The organism is Streptococcus nakanonensis (genome assembly GCF_059738785.1).
On record NZ_AP027139.1, the window covers coordinates 1,201,860 to 1,216,925 of the forward strand.

The following is a 15,066-nucleotide window of genomic DNA, read 5'->3' on the forward strand; positions in this document are numbered from 1 at the left end:
TTAGTCCTCGTATAGTGGGAAGGCATCTGTCAATTCTTTAACTTCACTTCTCACTTCTTCTAAGACAGCTTCATTTTCTGCATTCTTAAGGGTTTTAATAATCAATTCAGCCACTTTGCGACTTTCTTCTTCACCAAATCCACGTGCAGTAATGGCTGCAGATCCGATACGAATCCCACTTGTCTTGAATGGTGACAAGGTTTCGTAAGGGATTGAGTTTTTATTCAGGGTAATATTGACCTCATCAAGCAAGTTTTGAGCAACTTTTCCGTTTTCTACAACCTTGGTTACATCTACTAGGAAGAGGTGGTTTTCAGTTCCGCCAGAAATAATACGGAAATCAGGGTCTTGCAAGAAGACATCTGCCATAGCCTTGCTGTTCTTGATAACATTAGCAGCATATTCCTTGAAGGCTGGATCCAAAACTTCTTTGAAGGAAACAGCTTTAGCCGCCACAACGTGCTCCAAAGGACCACCCTGAATACCAGGGAAAATAGCTGAATTGATTTTCTTAGCTAAGTCTTCATCATTGGTCAAAATCAAACCACCACGAGGGCCACGAAGGGTTTTGTGGGTCGTTGTTGTCGTGATATGAGCGTATGGCACTGGGCTAGGATGTAGACCAGCAGCAACCAAACCAGCGATATGAGCCATATCTACCATAAGTTTAGCCCCAACAGCGTCTGCAATTTCACGGAATTTTGAAAAGTCGATAATTTGAGAATAGGCTGAAGCACCTGCTACGATCAATTTTGGTTTTACTTCTTGGGCTTGTTTCAAGATAGCATCAAAATCTAAGAGTTCCGTTTCAGGATCAACACTGTAAGAAACAAAGTTGTAGGTTTGACCAGAGAAGCTGACAGGAGCTCCGTGGGTCAAATGTCCACCTGCTGCCAAATCCATCCCCATAACCGTATCACCCGGCTCAATCAAGGCCATGTAAGCCGCACAGTTAGCTTGGCTTCCTGAGTGAGGTTGGACATTGGCAAATTTTGCACCGAAAATTTCTTTTGCGCGTTCAATGGCTAGAGATTCTACCACGTCTACTACATCTGTTCCACCATAATAACGGCGTCCTGGGTAGCCTTCGGCGTATTTATTCGTCAAGATAGACCCTTGAGCTGCCATAACAGCCTTGGAAACTACGTTTTCCGAAGCAATCAACTCAATGTTGTTTTGTTGTCGTTCTTCTTCTTTGGCAATAGCATTCCAGAGATCAGCATCATATGCTTTAAAATCATCTTTGTCAAAAATCATAGGTCTTCTCCTTTATAGTGTGACTGGTCCTTTAGTTTGGTTTTTCAATACGAAAACAAACTAAAAGATGCGAATAAACCGTTTCTGCATTTTATCACAAGTATAACCAACTTTTTCATAAAATGCATGAGCACCCAGACGATGATCGGCAGAGTTTAAGCGGATAAACCCATAACCACGTCTTTTTGCTTCTTGATCCAACCCTTGTAATAAGCTTTTACCAATACCTTGACCTTGCGCTTGAGGTGAAACTGCTAAGGCTAAAATATTAAATCCTGCTTTGGAATAAAGGGATTCGTAAACCTCAGCATGGACATATCCAAGCAAGGCATGACTAGCTGCATCCTCATAGCCAAGTAGGAAATGATGGGAATCCTGAGACAGTCTAGCTAGTTGGCTAGCCGTTTCCTCTGGACTAAAAGAATAACCCAAAGCCTCTTGGTTGATGTCACATATAGCTTTCACATCTGTTTCTTGCAAATCTCTTAGCATATCATTCCTCCTCAAAAGAAATCTCTGGCAACTGAGCAAGAATATCCTCTCGCTTAATGGCCCCTTGACGTAAAATTTTCACCTTGTCTCCAGACAAATCCAAAATAGTTGAATCCTGTCCAGTTAGAAAAGCATCGTCTTCCAGACCTAGAACCTCTTGGTCAAAATCCTCTAGAATTTGATTAAAGGTTACCCCACTTGCCTGACCTGAGATATTGGCAGACGGCCCAATCAAGGGACCTGTCTCTCGAATCAAATCAAGTGTAATGGGGTGACTGGGCATCCGAAATCCAACAGTTTCAAGGCCAGAATTGACCCAATAGGGAACTCTGGCATTGGCTTCGAGAATAATGGTCAATGGACCTGGTAAAAAGGTCTCGACAAGTTTTGGTAGATAAGCTGGCTGATTCTTTGAAAAGTGCAAGATGTCCTCGAGAGAAGCGATATTGAGATTGAGCGCCTTATCTCTAGGACGACGTTTGAGCTGGTATACGTGATCAACTGCTTTTTCGTCTAGAGCCTTGGCAAAAAGACCGTAAACTGTCTCTGTAGGCAGAACGACAGCTCCGCCATTTTCCAACTCTTGTTTAATCCTGTCCATCATCAACCACGACCATCCTATCTTGACCAAATTGGTCCTTAAGTGTTCTTACACGTTTTTCAGGAAGATGCTTCCTAAAAAGTTCAGAAACACTTTGACCTTGCTTGTATCCAATTTCAAGGTAAATCTTACCACCATCTTTGAGATAGTCTTTTGCATCTTCCGCAATTCTACGGTAAATAGCTAGGCCATCCTCGTCTGCAAAGAGAGCTAGATGAGGCTCCGAATACAAGACATTCAAGCCTACCTCTGACTCATCTTCACGAGAGATATAGGGTGGATTGGAAACAATTATATCATATTTTTCAGAAATTTCTGTAAAACAGTCAGATTTTTTTAAAAATATTTGAAGATTTTGATTTTTAGCATTTTCGCTAGCTAATTCTAAAGCCTCTCGAGAAATATCTGCTGCTGTCACTGACCAATCTGGTCTATTTTTAGAGAGTGCAAGAGCTATAGCTCCACTTCCTGTTCCAATATCAAGAACTGAAAGATTCGTCTCAGGATTTTCATCCAGGATAAGCTCCACCAACTCCTCTGTTTCAGGTCGAGGAATCAAAACCCGCTCATCAACTTTTAACTGCATGTCATAAAAATCTGTATGACCGATGATATACTGGGCTGGTTTATGAGCCGCTAACTGCTGGTAAATCTCTTCTACAAATTGTTTTTCTTTCTCTGTTACCTCTTGCTGGAGGGCAAAAACGAAATCTGTAAAAGATAGATTTTTCAGGCTACGATAGACAAAAGAGAGGCTTTCAGCTTCCTCTCCTTGTCTTATCAACTCTTCTTCAAAATCTGAAAATAATTGAGCTAATTTCATTATTTGTTTAATTCTTCTAATTTTTGCGTTTGGTCATAAAGTACCAAGGCGTCCACAACTTCGTCCAATTTACCAGATAAAATCGTATCTAGTTTTTGGAGGGTTAAGCCGATACGGTGGTCTGTGACACGGTTTTGTGGGAAATTATAAGTACGGATTCGTTCTGAACGGTCACCAGTACCGATTGTCGACTTACGCTCAGCGTCTTGTTCATCCTGAGCAATCTGAGCAAAGTGGTCAGCAACACGCGCACGGATGATTTTCATGGCTTTCTCACGGTTCTTCTGCTGGGTACGTTCTTCCTGCATCTCAACCTTGATATTGGTTGGCAAGTGAACGATACGAACGGCTGTCGCAACCTTATTGACGTTCTGTCCACCAGCACCTGATGCGTGGTAGATGTCAACACGAAGGTCTTTTGGATCAATGTCGTATTCAACCTCTTCAACTTCAGGCATGACAAGAACTGTCGCTGTGGAAGTATGAACACGACCTTGGCTTTCAGTCACAGGGACACGCTGTACTCGGTGGGCACCAGATTCGTACTTGAGTTTAGAGTAAACAGATTGACCTGAAACCATGGCAACCACTTCTTTAAAACCACCGACACCGTTCATAGAAGCTTCCATGACTTCAAAGCGCCAGCCTTGGGCTTCTGCATACTTTTGGTACATAGTTAGAAGGTCTCCGGCGAAAAGTGCCGCTTCGTCACCACCAGCCGCTCCACGAATTTCAAGGATGATGTTCTTATCATCGTTTGGATCCTTTGGAAGGAGCAAAATTTTGAGTTTTTCTTCGTATTCTTCTTTTTCAGCCTTGGCATCTTTGAGTTCTTGCTTGGCCATTTCTTCCAAGTCCGCGTCTCCACCTGATTCCTTAATCATCTCTTCAGCATCAACGATGTTTTGAAGGACTTGCTTATACTCACGGTAGGCTGTTACCGTATCACGACTTGAAGACTCCTCTTTTGAAAGCTCCATGAAACGTTTAGTATCAGATACTACATCTGGGTCACTTAGCAATTCTCCTAATTCTTCATAACGGTCTTCTACAGCTTGTAGTTGATCATAGATGTTCATTTTTTCTCCATTCTCCTTATTGATTTCAGGGGCAAAATAATGTTTACGGCAAACTGAGATATAGGTTTCATTACCACCAATCTGGATCTGTTCTCCATCATAAACAGGCAATCCATCCTGTGTACGCAAGACCATAGTCGCCTTTTTCTTACAATACTGACAGATGGTCTTAATCTCATCAATCTTGTCTGCTAAAAGCAAGAGATATTTGGAACCTTCGAACAGTTCATTGCGAAAGTCATTTTTCAACCCAAAAGCCATGACAGGTATGTCTAACTCATCAACAACACGAGCTAGATCGTAAACATGGTGACGCTTGAGAAACTGGGCTTCATCAACCAAAACACAGTAAGGCTTTTCTGGTAGGTCTCGGATATAGCCAAAGATATCCGTCGTCTCCTCAATCGCAAGAGCAGGGCGTTTCATACCGATTCGACTCGACACATAGCCAACACCGTCACGCGTATCCAGAGCCGAGGTCATAATGACAACACCTTTTCCTTGCTCCTCATAGTTATAGGCCACCTTGAGAATCTCAATCGTCTTACCAGAGTTCATGGTCCCATAACGATAATACAACTGTGCCATGTTTCTTGCTTCACGTCCATTTCTAAATTTTTGCTACATTCTAGTATATCATAATTTTCTTAAGCTTTAAACGGCAAAATGTGGTAAAATAGAAGAAATCAAAAACTAGTGGAGGAAGCTATTATGCCATTTGTACGCATCGATTTATTTGAAGGACGCACGCTCGAGCAAAAGAAAGCTCTTGCTAAGGAAGTAACAGAAGCTGTGGTCCGTAACACTGGAGCCCCTCAATCTGCTGTCCATGTTATCATCAACGACATGCCAGAAGGAACTTATTTCCCACAAGGGGAAATGCGCACCAAATAAGCTAGCTTAAGCAGAAATGCTTAGGCTTTTTCAATCTCCAAGTAGCATCCATTGAAGAAATAGCCTAAATTTGTTACAATTTGAAAAGAGACTTGGAATATTCCAAGAAAAGAGCAATTAATTAAAGGAAACATTATGATTACACGTGAATTTGATACCATCGCTGCTATCTCGACTCCACTAGGCGAAGGAGCTATTGGTATTGTCCGCCTGAGCGGAACGGACAGTTTTGCAATTGCGCAAAAGATTTTTAAAGGAAAAGACTTGAATCAGGTTGCCAGCCACACTCTTAACTACGGTCACATCGTTGACCCTCAAACTGGTAAGGTCATGGACGAGGTTATGGTTGGGGCTATGAAGTCTCCAAAGACCTTCACTCGTGAAGATATTATCGAGATTAACACCCACGGTGGGATTGCGGTGACCAATGAGATTCTCCAGCTGGCTATCCGTGAAGGAGCTCGGTTGGCAGAACCTGGTGAATTTACTAAACGTGCCTTCCTAAATGGTCGTGTGGATTTGACACAGGCCGAGGCGGTGATGGATATCATCCGCGCTAAGACTGACAAGGCCATGAACATTGCAATCAAACAATTAGATGGTTCACTTTCTGATCTCATCAATAATACCCGTCAAGAAATCCTCAATACACTTGCCCAAGTCGAGGTCAATATCGACTATCCTGAGTATGACGATGTTGAGGAAGCCACTACTGCTGTTGTCCGAGAGAAGACAATGGAGTTTGAGCAATTACTAACCAATCTTCTTAGAACAGCCCGTCGCGGTAAAATCCTTCGTGAAGGAATTTCAACGGCTATCATCGGACGCCCCAACGTTGGGAAATCTAGCCTTCTCAACAACCTCTTACGTGAGGACAAGGCCATCGTCACAGACATTGCTGGGACAACACGTGATGTCATTGAAGAATACGTCAACATCAACGGCGTTCCCCTAAAATTGATTGACACAGCAGGTATTCGTGAAACGGATGATATCGTTGAACAAATTGGAGTTGAGCGTTCGAAAAAAGCCCTTAAAGAAGCTGACTTGGTTCTACTAGTGTTAAATGCTAGTGAACCGCTGACAGCCCAAGACCGACAACTTCTTGAGATTAGCCAAGATACAAACCGCATTATTCTTCTTAATAAAACCGACTTGCCTGAAGCGATTGAAACTTCGGAACTTCCAGAAGATGTCATCCGTATTTCAATTCTTAAAAACCAAAACATTGATAAGATTGAAGAACGCATTAATGACCTCTTCTTTGAAAATGCTGGTCTAGTCGAGCAAGATGCAACCTACTTGTCCAACGCCCGTCATATTTCCTTGATTGAAAAAGCAGTTGAAAGCCTACAAGCTGTTAACCAAGGGCTGGAACTAGGTATGCCAGTTGACTTGCTTCAAGTTGACTTGACTCGTACTTGGGAAATCCTCGGAGAAATCACTGGGGATGCTGCTCCTGATGAACTCATTACCCAACTCTTTAGCCAATTCTGTTTAGGAAAATAAGAAAAATCCATGATCCTTCATTCGGTCATGGATTTTATTGTCTTATTAGTAATCTGGTCTTAAAACCCCTGTTACAGTTGCCTTGGTCGCTTCGTAGTCGCCATCTACAACAACCTTGATAATGCGTTTGGCATCTTCTTCTGGTGCTGGAACAAGAGGTAGACGAGTTGGGCCAGCTGCAAATCCCATATAGTTCAGAACTGCCTTAACTGGAGCAGGACTTGGATAAGAGAAGAGGGCATTGACCTTAGGAATGAATTTACGTTGAATAGCTGCAGCTTTCTTCATATCGCTTTCTGCAATGGCAGTAAACATCTCGTGCATTTCATCCCCATTTGTATGAGAGGCAACAGAAATAACCCCATCCGCACCAAGGTTCATGGCATGGAAAGCATCTCCATCCTCACCTGTATAAATCAAGAACTCTTCTGGCTTGTGCTCAATCAAGTAAGCCATATTGGCCAAGCTGGTACATTCTTTTACGCCAATGATATTTGGATGGTCAGCCAAGCGAAGCATGGTTTCTGGAGTCAACTCGACAACTACACGCCCCGGAATGTTATAGATGATAATTGGTAGGTCAGAAGCATCTGCAATAGCTTTAAAGTGCTGATACATTCCTTCTTGAGAAGGTTTGTTGTAGTAAGGAACAATAGCAAGCCCAGCTGCGAAACCACCAAATTCTGCTACTTCTTTGACAAACTCAATAGAGTCGCGCGTATCATTGGTACCTACACCCGCAATCAAAGGAACGCGTCCATTGACAATCTTTTGTACAGCCGCAAAGAGTTCCAACTCCTCATCGTGGGTCAAGGTTGGACTCTCAGCAGTGGTCCCTGCGAGAAGAATTCCATCCGTATGATGGGCCAATAAATGCTCAATCAAGGCTGGAATAGCATCAAAGTTGATGGAACCATCCTCGTGGAAGGGGGTAATAAAGGCTGTGATGATTTTACACTCTTTTAAATCTTGATAAGACATGAAAACACCTCTCTATTTCAAAGAAGGAGTTCATCTGAACTCCTAAACAATATGACTATTTTAATTCAAATTTCAATTCGGCAGTTGGACGAACCAATCCACGTTCGTGCAAAGTTTCTGCAATCTGAACTGAGTTCCAAGCAGCACCTTTGAGAAGGTTATCTGAAACAACCCACATGTGAATTCCTTTTTCTGCATCCAAGTCTTTACGGATACGACCAACAAAGGTATCACGTGAACCAACTGCATTGATGGCTTGCGGATAGATTTGATGAGCTACATCATCTTCAAGGACAGCACCTGGGAAGGCTGCGATAGCTGCTTTTACTTCTTCGATTGGAGCCACTTCTTTTGTTTCGATGTAAACAGACTCAGAGTGAGCTGACAAGACTGGAATACGCACACATGTTGCAGATACTGCAATGCTGTCATCTTCCATAATTTTCTTAGTTTCCTTAGTCATCTTCATCTCTTCGTAAGTGTAATCATTATCAGTGAAGACATCGATTTGTGGAAGAGCATTGAAGGCGATAGGATAATGTTTCTTGTCCCCACCTGAAGGCAAGATTTCGGCATGTAAATCACGTGGTTTCACACCATCATTCAACACTTCACGAAGTTCACGTTGTGTTTCAAGAATCGCTCCCATACCAGCACCTGAAACAGCCTGATAAGTTGAAACGATGATACGATCCAAGCCCCATTTTTGACGAACTGGTTCAAGCGCCACCATCATTTGAATTGTTGAACAGTTAGGGCAGGCGATGATTCCGTTATGGGCATCAAGTGCGTGAGCATTGACCTCTGGAACAACCAAAGGAACGTCTGGATTTTGACGGAAGTAAGATGTATTATCTACTACTACCGCTCCAGCTTTAACTGCGTATGGTGCATACTTAGCTGATGTAGAACCACCTGCTGAAAAGAGAGCAATGTCAACTCCTTCAAAAGCTGTTTCAGTCGTTTCTTCAATCGTAATATCTTGGTCTTTAAATTTCAAAGTCTTACCCGCTGAACGTGCAGAAGCAAGTAAACGAATTTTATCGATTGGAAGTGTTGATTCTTCCAACATTTTTATCATCTGAGCTCCGACAGCACCTGTCGCGCCGACTACAGCAACTGTATATCCCATAAATAACCTCTTTCGGAATTTTCTAAAAATTTCTATAATAGAAGTATTATACTACTTTTTCCATGAATTGCAAAGCTTTTTCATCATTTTTTGAAAAATGTAACTTCTCAAAGTAACTTCCACTTGCCTGACCAAAGTGGAAATTAGTCTAAAACGGATTTTTATGGTGGAATTAAGTGTGAGACGTTTGAGTTAGAAACGAGGTCTACTATGACAAAACATAAACACCTTACCCTTTCAGACCGTAATGATATCCAATTAGGTTTAGAGCGCAGTGAAACCTTCAAAGCTATTGGACAATCCATTCTAAAAGACCCGACTACTGTTTCTAAAGAAGTCAAACGAAACAGACAAGTCCGAGAGTCTACATGCCATAACCTTCCTTGCCCTCTACTCGACAAAGCTCCCTTTGTCTGTAACGGCTGCCCTAAAAGAAGACAGAATTGTGGCTATAAGAAGATCTTCTACCTCGCTAAGCAAGCTCAAAAACAATACGAACAAACTCTTGGCGAAGCTCGTGAAGGAACTCCCCTCAATTCCAAGACCTTCTGGGACATGGACAAAGTCATTTCTGATGGGGTTAAAAAAGGACAACACATCTATCATATTCTCAAAACTCATAACCTTGATGTCAGCTCCTCAACTGTCTATCGACACATCCGAAAAGGGTACCTATCTATCGCTCCGATTGATCTTGCCAGAGCCGTTAAATTCAAAGAAAGACGAAAAAGTAAGCTACCTTCCATCCCTAAAGAAGCTAAAAAAGGCCGTTCCTATGAGGATTTCCAAAACTATTTAGCACTGAATCAACTAGACTCTTGGCTGGAAATGGACACAGTTATGGGGAGAATGGGAGGTAAAGTCCTACTCACCTTCAATCTATCTTTCTGTAACTTTATCTTCGCTAGACTTCTGGATAATAAAACTGCCCTTGAGGTTACCAAACATCTCTATGACATCAAGAACACTCTTCACCAAGCGGACAAAGATTTCTTCCAACTCTTCCCTGTCATTCTTACCGATAATGGTGGAGAGTTTGCCAGGGTTGATGACATCGAAATGGATGTGCGAGGAGAGAGTAAACTCTTCTTTTGTGACCCTAATCGCTCTGACCAGAAAGGGAGAATTGAGAAAAATCACACGCTGATTCGCGACATTCTACCTAAAGGAACTTCTTTTGACAATTTAACTCAAGAGGACATCAATCTCGTCTGCTCTCATGTCAACAGCGTCAAACGTGCTGCTTTGAATGGAAAGTCAGCTTATGAACTCTTTGCCTTTACTTATGGAGAAGAAATTCCTAAGCTTCTCGGTATTTCTAAAATACCTGCAGAAGACGTCTGTCAGTCTTCTAAATTACTCCAACATAAGTTCTAAAAACTAACCTAAAACCCTATTCAAACGTCTCACACTAACTTCCACCATAGCGGAACTTAATCTGAAACGCTTTCAGATAAGAGGATTTTGTGCGCTCTTTTTTTCGATTCATTTTGGCTACAAAAGCAATAAAATCAAGCATTAGTAAAACCAGTGGAACTTACCCTGACATGGATTTCCACTGGTTTTTACAATTTTTATCAGATTAACTTCCACTTCTACTAGCGGTGGAACTTAGTTTGGGAATTTACCATTTTTTGAAAAATAAAAATCCCCAGTCGCTAGACCAGGGACTAAGAGGCATCTTCATGTGATGAGCAGGTTCACACAACTCATCAAGGTCCGCTCCTGCGTTATGACCTCCTTATGCTCAATAGTAGTCCGAGGACTACCTATCGACTCATCGCATATTCTATTCTACTAAAGAGAATGACTTTTGTCAACAGACGAAACTCTTTATACTCTTCGAAAATCTCTTCAAACTTCGTCAGCATCGTCTTACTGTATGTATGCTTACTGACTTCGTCAGTTTCATCTACAACCTCAAAGCAGTGCTTTGAAACCTGTGGCTAGCTTCCTAGTTTGCTCTTTGATTTTCATTAAGTATTAGTTTTATTTACACAGCTTAATAAGAAATATCTTTGAAAGATTTAGGGCAGACATAACAAAACCCCTTGTAAATCAAGGGCTTTTCTGTTTATTTCATGCTAATTGCCGGGATTGAACCGGCGACCTCATCCTTACCATGGATGCGCTCTGCCAACTGAGCTAAATCAGCTTACTTAAAAAGTATACTATAATCAGAAAAGCTTGTCAAGTTTCCTTAGAAATTTTCTATAAGAAAAAGCCAGGTAAAGGCTACCTAGCTTGTCTTCTTCTATTTGCTTAAATCAATTCGACGACCAATTTTACCGATAATAATCGCTCCAATAATCAATGAGGCAAATTCACCGATCCCTGTTGTAAACCAAGTAAGGAAAAATGGTAATTCTGCTACAATATTTAACTCTGCAGCGATAGTAAACATGGAAATTGAAAAGAGGATTGAAAAGAAGAAATGATCTTTTCGAATCAATCCGTTAAAGAGGTAATCCTTGCTGTATTTTGCAAAAAGCCAAACACCTAAACTGAGGAATACCAAGGTTGATCCGCCACCAACAAAGACATCTAGCAGTCCGAAGCTAAAGAAATTAGCAATCATACAACCGATAGTAACTCCGATGATGTACTTGGGATTGTAAAAAGCCATAAAGTTCATCATTTCTGAAATACGGAACTGATAAGCACCATAGCTAATGGCATTTAGAGGCGGTGTGACAGTCAAAACGACATAGATAGCAGCGACGATTGCAATATCTGCAACATCACGAATAGTTAATTTTTTCATCTTTTCTCCTTTGGCGGTTATCCGCGTAAAATATGCTTGGTGAAAGAAGCTAAGCACCAAGGGTTGCTTGAATCAACCTTACTAGTATAGCACAATAGCCTGCTTTATGCTATACTTAAAGCATGAAAATTCCTATTCAAAAAATTTTTAACAATGAAATCTTAGCCTATCTCTTTTTTGGCCTTACAACAACTCTAGTTTCGATTCTCTCGCGATTGGTCATTTATCAACTAAGTCATCAGGAACTTCTTGCTACTGCCCTAGCAAATAGTATTGGTATCCTATTTGCCTTTATCACAAATGATACGATTGTATTTAAGCAAGCAAGGAAGAATCGGCTTATTCGTTTAGTGAAATTTTCTCTTGCTCGCCTTTCTACTTTTCTGTTAGATTTACTATTTACTTTTCTGTTTGTGACTCAATTCCCTCATATCATAGGGCAATTTGTAAATGAAGACATTGATAAGATAAATACTATTGAAACAATAATTGCACAAATACTCATTATTATCATCAATTATATCTTGAGCAAGATCTATATTTTTAGAAAATAATGCTCCATTTATGAGCCTTTTAATTGCCTTCTATAATGATTTAGGATACAATGAAACACGAAACGTTGAAAGGAAAACAATATGTTAAAAAATCTAAAATCATTCTTGCTTCGAGGAAATGTTATTGACCTTGCTGTCGGTGTTGTCATTGCCTCTGCTTTTGGTGCTATCGTTACTTCACTTGTAAACGACATTATCACTCCTCTTATTTTAAATCCCGCTTTGAAAGCTGCTAAAGTCGAACGTATCGCTCAACTGTCTTGGCATGGAGTCGGCTATGGTAACTTTTTAAGTGCTATTATCAATTTTATCTTTGTCGGTACCGCCCTCTTCTTTATTATCAAGGGTATTGAAAAAGCACAGAAACTGACTGGTATAAAGGAAGAAAAAACTGACGAAAAAAAACCAACCGAATTGGAAGTCCTTCAAGAAATCAAAGCTCTTCTTGAGAAAAAATAATCGTTTAAAAGGATCTAGCACAAAGCTAAATCCTTTTTTCTTTACTCTTTGGGTAACTTGCCTGCTTTTTCTAGCATCTTCTTGATAAGATAAGGCATCTTGACATTCTCCCGACCTTTTTTCTCAATCAGTTTTTTCACAAATTCAGGCATTTGTAAATCTTGAGATTCGGCCAAAATGTTTTTCGTCTCGTCTGAAGGAACCAATTCATCAAAGGTTTCTTCTTCTGGAAGAAATTCCTTAAACTCCTGATGTTCATTAGCTCTGACTGTGTTGACCAAGGTATCAATCAAACGAGAATCTGTATTTGGCATTGGTGGACGATGGTAGTTGACACCCAATTCCTGACACAAGTCATAACATTCCACATCATTATCAAACAAGACTTCAATGTGCTCACTGATAAAGCTAATTGGAACAAAAATATAATGGTCTGGATGTTCTGTCTGTTCTCTGAGATATTCTAATACATCTGGCTTAATCCATGGAATCCCAATATCACTCTCACTTTGCCAGGTATTTGTATATTGCTCGGAACTCAAACCTAGTTTTTCAGCGACTAACTTGCTATTTTCAAAAATTTGATCGATATAAGGATCGCCAAAATCCAAGGCAAAAATGGGCACACTATGGGCAGAAAAGATGACTTTAAAGCTATCCTGCTTTACTTCTTCTTTTAAAATCTTAGCAATTTCATCTGCCCAATAATTTAATAGCGCTTCTTCTTGATACCAGTCCTTAATAACCAAAAATTGAATTTGTTTGCTTTCTAAAAATTTTTCATAGCCCATGACAGAGTAAAAAGAATAATGAGGCTCCAAAATCAAGCAAATACACTGTTCAATGCCGTCTGCTTCCATCTGACCAATCACATCTGGAATAAAAGGGCTGGAAAACTTATTGGCAAAATAGACACTATATTCATTTCCTAGCCTAGCTTCTACCAAGGCAACCTCTTCACGGGTAATTTTTTGCAGAGGAGTACCTCCAATTCGCACATAATTATCATAGAGAGTTTGAATCTCGTGGTCTTGAGGTCTCACTCCACGACGAATATTTGTGAAAAAGTCAGCTACACCTTCAAAGGTAATCTCTTCTGGCGAACCGAAGGTCATCATTAAAATTGCTTTTTTCATAATCGCTTCCTTGTGATATTTTTATCAAGTTTATTTTATCATTTATCCACTAATAAGTAAACGCCAACATAGTGAATTTCCCGAACTTCTGTATTTTGTTTTTCTCTTCTTTCTATGATACAATGGAAAAAATGAATTCAAAAGGAGTTTTTTTATGACTTATCCCAATCTCTTGGACCGCTTCTTAACCTACGTTAAGGTCAACACGCGCTCTGATGAACACTCTACTACTACTCCAAGTACACAGAGTCAGGTTGACTTTGCAACCAATGTCCTTATTCCAGAAATGAAACGTGTTGGATTACAAAATGTTTATTATCTACCAAATGGTTTTGCGATTGGTACCTTGCCAGCCAATGATCCATCTTTAACACGTAAAATTGGCTTCATCTCCCACATGGATACTGCTGATTTTAATGCCGAAGGAGTCAATCCACAGGTAATTGAAAACTACGATGGTGGTGTGATTGAACTTGGAAATTCTGGTTTCAAACTCGATCCAGCTGACTTTAAGAGTCTTGAGAAATATCCAGGACAAACGCTCATCACAACCGATGGAACAACCTTACTAGGTGCTGATGATAAGTCAGGAATTGCTGAAATTATGACTGCTATTGAATATCTGACTGCCCATCCTGAAATCAAACACTGTGAGATTCGTGTTGGTTTTGGTCCAGATGAGGAAATCGGTGTTGGTGCTAATAAATTTGATGCAGAAGATTTTGATGTTGATTTTGCTTACACTGTTGATGGTGGCCCACTAGGTGAGCTTCAGTACGAGACCTTTTCAGCAGCGGGTGCTGAATTGCATTTCCAAGGCCGTAATGTCCACCCTGGTACTGCCAAAGGGCAAATGGTCAACGCCCTTCAGCTAGCAATTGATTTTCACAATCAACTTCCAGAAAATGACCGACCTGAGTTAACGGATGGTTACCAAGGTTTCTATCATCTTATGGATGTGACAGGTAGTGTCGAGGAAGCGCGTGCAAGCTACATCATTCGCGATTTTGAAAAAGATGCCTTTGAAGCTCGTAAAACAACTATGCAGTCTATCGCTGATAAGATGAATCAAGAACTTGGTAGCGACCGTATCACCCTCAACTTGACAGACCAGTACTACAATATGAAAGAAGTCATTGAGAAAGATATGACTCCAATTACCATTGCCAAAGCCGTTATGGAAGATCTAGGTATCACTCCTATTATCGAACCAATCCGTGGAGGGACAGACGGCTCTAAGATTTCCTTTATGGGAATCCCAACTCCCAATATCTTTGCTGGTGGCGAGAACATGCACGGTCGTTTTGAATACGTCAGCCTTCAGACTATGGAACGTGCAGTTGATACAATTATTGGCATCGTAGCTTATAAAGACTAAAAAGACG

The 15,066-nt window shown here is 40.7% G+C and carries 15 protein-coding genes, 1 tRNA gene, 1 pseudogene and 1 riboswitch; of the genes and pseudogenes, 6 read left to right on the plus strand and 11 right to left on the minus strand.

All coding sequences use genetic code 11. The features are described 5' to 3' along the window. From glyA to AC6I9F_RS05825, 6 genes and pseudogenes are all read right to left on the minus strand, one after another. Positions 1–1,257: a serine hydroxymethyltransferase gene (gene glyA, locus AC6I9F_RS05800; RefSeq protein ID WP_498021022.1), complete on the minus strand. Its 1,257-nt coding sequence runs from the start codon at positions 1,255–1,257 to the stop codon at positions 1–3. 60 nt (positions 1,258–1,317) lie between these two features. Next, on the minus strand, positions 1,318–1,749 hold the full coding sequence (locus tag AC6I9F_RS05805; protein WP_498021024.1) for a GNAT family N-acetyltransferase: 432 nt from the start codon (positions 1,747–1,749) through the stop codon (positions 1,318–1,320). Between the two features lies 1 nt (position 1,750). After that, positions 1,751–2,353, minus strand: a complete 603-nt coding sequence (locus AC6I9F_RS05810) for an L-threonylcarbamoyladenylate synthase (protein WP_498021026.1) — start codon at positions 2,351–2,353, stop codon at positions 1,751–1,753. Then, positions 2,337–3,173 carry a peptide chain release factor N(5)-glutamine methyltransferase gene (gene prmC, locus AC6I9F_RS05815; RefSeq protein WP_498021028.1) on the minus strand — a complete coding sequence of 279 codons (837 nt, stop codon included), beginning with the start codon at positions 3,171–3,173 and terminating at the stop codon, positions 2,337–2,339. The genes AC6I9F_RS05810 and prmC overlap by 17 nt, the downstream gene beginning before the upstream one ends. Further along, complete coding sequence (gene prfA / locus AC6I9F_RS05820; RefSeq protein WP_001028820.1) at positions 3,173–4,252, minus strand: peptide chain release factor 1; 1,080 nt, start codon at positions 4,250–4,252, stop codon at positions 3,173–3,175. Before prfA ends, prmC begins: the two co-directional genes overlap by 1 nt. Before the next feature lie 30 nt (positions 4,253–4,282). Beyond that, positions 4,283–4,840: pseudogene (locus tag AC6I9F_RS05825) on the minus strand (thymidine kinase); the annotation flags it as partial. 123 nt (positions 4,841–4,963) lie between these two features. Between AC6I9F_RS05825 and AC6I9F_RS05830 the strand changes: the two are divergent. Then, positions 4,964–5,146 carry a 4-oxalocrotonate tautomerase gene (locus AC6I9F_RS05830; protein WP_001117401.1) on the plus strand — a complete coding sequence of 61 codons (183 nt, stop codon included), beginning with the start codon at positions 4,964–4,966 and terminating at the stop codon, positions 5,144–5,146. 135 nt (positions 5,147–5,281) lie between these two features. Then, positions 5,282–6,655 (plus strand): tRNA uridine-5-carboxymethylaminomethyl(34) synthesis GTPase MnmE, encoded by a 1,374-nt coding sequence (gene mnmE / locus AC6I9F_RS05835; RefSeq protein WP_498021029.1) that lies wholly within the window; start codon positions 5,282–5,284, stop codon positions 6,653–6,655. A 45-nt stretch (positions 6,656–6,700) separates the two neighbouring features. Here mnmE and dapA read toward each other — a convergent pair whose 3' ends face one another. Together dapA and AC6I9F_RS05845 are read right to left on the minus strand one after the other, a co-directional pair. Continuing rightward, positions 6,701–7,636, minus strand: a complete 936-nt coding sequence (gene dapA / locus AC6I9F_RS05840) for a 4-hydroxy-tetrahydrodipicolinate synthase (RefSeq protein WP_153223670.1) — start codon at positions 7,634–7,636, stop codon at positions 6,701–6,703. A 55-nt stretch (positions 7,637–7,691) separates the two neighbouring features. After that, positions 7,692–8,768 carry an aspartate-semialdehyde dehydrogenase gene (locus AC6I9F_RS05845; protein WP_000542462.1) on the minus strand — a complete coding sequence of 359 codons (1,077 nt, stop codon included), beginning with the start codon at positions 8,766–8,768 and terminating at the stop codon, positions 7,692–7,694. Positions 8,769–8,978: 210 nt separating this feature from the next. On the opposite strand from AC6I9F_RS05845, the gene AC6I9F_RS05850 reads away from it, so the two are divergent. Beyond that, positions 8,979–10,145: an IS30 family transposase gene (locus tag AC6I9F_RS05850; protein WP_000160552.1), complete on the plus strand. Its 1,167-nt coding sequence runs from the start codon at positions 8,979–8,981 to the stop codon at positions 10,143–10,145. Between the two features lie 705 nt (positions 10,146–10,850). Here the strand turns inward: AC6I9F_RS05850 and AC6I9F_RS05855 are convergent. Both AC6I9F_RS05855 and AC6I9F_RS05860 read right to left on the minus strand, forming a co-directional pair. Next, positions 10,851–10,923, minus strand: a tRNA-Thr gene (locus AC6I9F_RS05855). A gap of 99 nt (positions 10,924–11,022) precedes the next feature. Next, positions 11,023–11,532: a QueT transporter family protein gene (locus tag AC6I9F_RS05860; RefSeq protein ID WP_000737071.1), complete on the minus strand. Its 510-nt coding sequence runs from the start codon at positions 11,530–11,532 to the stop codon at positions 11,023–11,025. Continuing rightward, positions 11,530–11,626: riboswitch (PreQ1 riboswitch) on the minus strand. (Overlaps the previous gene by 3 nt.) A 28-nt stretch (positions 11,627–11,654) precedes the next feature. On the opposite strand from AC6I9F_RS05860, the gene AC6I9F_RS05865 reads away from it, so the two are divergent. Together AC6I9F_RS05865 and mscL are read left to right on the plus strand one after the other, a co-directional pair. After that, complete coding sequence (locus AC6I9F_RS05865; protein WP_112443645.1) at positions 11,655–12,086, plus strand: GtrA family protein; 432 nt, start codon at positions 11,655–11,657, stop codon at positions 12,084–12,086. An 81-nt stretch (positions 12,087–12,167) separates the two neighbouring features. Continuing rightward, entirely contained in the window at positions 12,168–12,545 is a 378-nt protein-coding gene (mscL, locus tag AC6I9F_RS05870) for a large conductance mechanosensitive channel protein MscL (RefSeq protein WP_000916792.1), read from the plus strand. 41 nt (positions 12,546–12,586) lie between these two features. Here mscL and hemH read toward each other — a convergent pair whose 3' ends face one another. Beyond that, positions 12,587–13,681: a ferrochelatase gene (hemH, locus tag AC6I9F_RS05875; RefSeq protein WP_498021033.1), complete on the minus strand. Its 1,095-nt coding sequence runs from the start codon at positions 13,679–13,681 to the stop codon at positions 12,587–12,589. A gap of 154 nt (positions 13,682–13,835) precedes the next feature. Here hemH and pepT point away from each other — a divergent pair, with 154 nt between their 5' ends. Next, positions 13,836–15,059, plus strand: coding sequence for a peptidase T (gene pepT, locus AC6I9F_RS05880; protein WP_498021034.1), 1,224 nt, complete (start codon positions 13,836–13,838; stop codon positions 15,057–15,059). Positions 15,060–15,066 lie beyond the last annotated feature (7 nt).

Coding starts and splice junctions, on each gene's coding strand:
- glyA (WP_498021022.1), bottom strand. CDS start 1,257: ATGATTTTTGACAAAGATGATTTTAAAGCATATGATGCTGATCTCTGG.
- AC6I9F_RS05805 (WP_498021024.1), bottom strand. CDS start 1,749: ATGCTAAGAGATTTGCAAGAAACAGATGTGAAAGCTATATGTGACATC.
- AC6I9F_RS05810 (WP_498021026.1), bottom strand. CDS start 2,353: ATGATGGACAGGATTAAACAAGAGTTGGAAAATGGCGGAGCTGTCGTT.
- prmC (WP_498021028.1), bottom strand. CDS start 3,173: ATGAAATTAGCTCAATTATTTTCAGATTTTGAAGAAGAGTTGATAAGA.
- prfA (WP_001028820.1), bottom strand. CDS start 4,252: ATGAACATCTATGATCAACTACAAGCTGTAGAAGACCGTTATGAAGAA.
- AC6I9F_RS05830 (WP_001117401.1), top strand. CDS start 4,964: ATGCCATTTGTACGCATCGATTTATTTGAAGGACGCACGCTCGAGCAA.
- mnmE (WP_498021029.1), top strand. CDS start 5,282: ATGATTACACGTGAATTTGATACCATCGCTGCTATCTCGACTCCACTA.
- dapA (WP_153223670.1), bottom strand. CDS start 7,636: ATGTCTTATCAAGATTTAAAAGAGTGTAAAATCATCACAGCCTTTATT.
- AC6I9F_RS05845 (WP_000542462.1), bottom strand. CDS start 8,768: ATGGGATATACAGTTGCTGTAGTCGGCGCGACAGGTGCTGTCGGAGCT.
- AC6I9F_RS05850 (WP_000160552.1), top strand. CDS start 8,979: ATGACAAAACATAAACACCTTACCCTTTCAGACCGTAATGATATCCAA.
- AC6I9F_RS05860 (WP_000737071.1), bottom strand. CDS start 11,532: ATGAAAAAATTAACTATTCGTGATGTTGCAGATATTGCAATCGTCGCT.
- AC6I9F_RS05865 (WP_112443645.1), top strand. CDS start 11,655: ATGAAAATTCCTATTCAAAAAATTTTTAACAATGAAATCTTAGCCTAT.
- mscL (WP_000916792.1), top strand. CDS start 12,168: ATGTTAAAAAATCTAAAATCATTCTTGCTTCGAGGAAATGTTATTGAC.
- hemH (WP_498021033.1), bottom strand. CDS start 13,681: ATGAAAAAAGCAATTTTAATGATGACCTTCGGTTCGCCAGAAGAGATT.
- pepT (WP_498021034.1), top strand. CDS start 13,836: ATGACTTATCCCAATCTCTTGGACCGCTTCTTAACCTACGTTAAGGTC.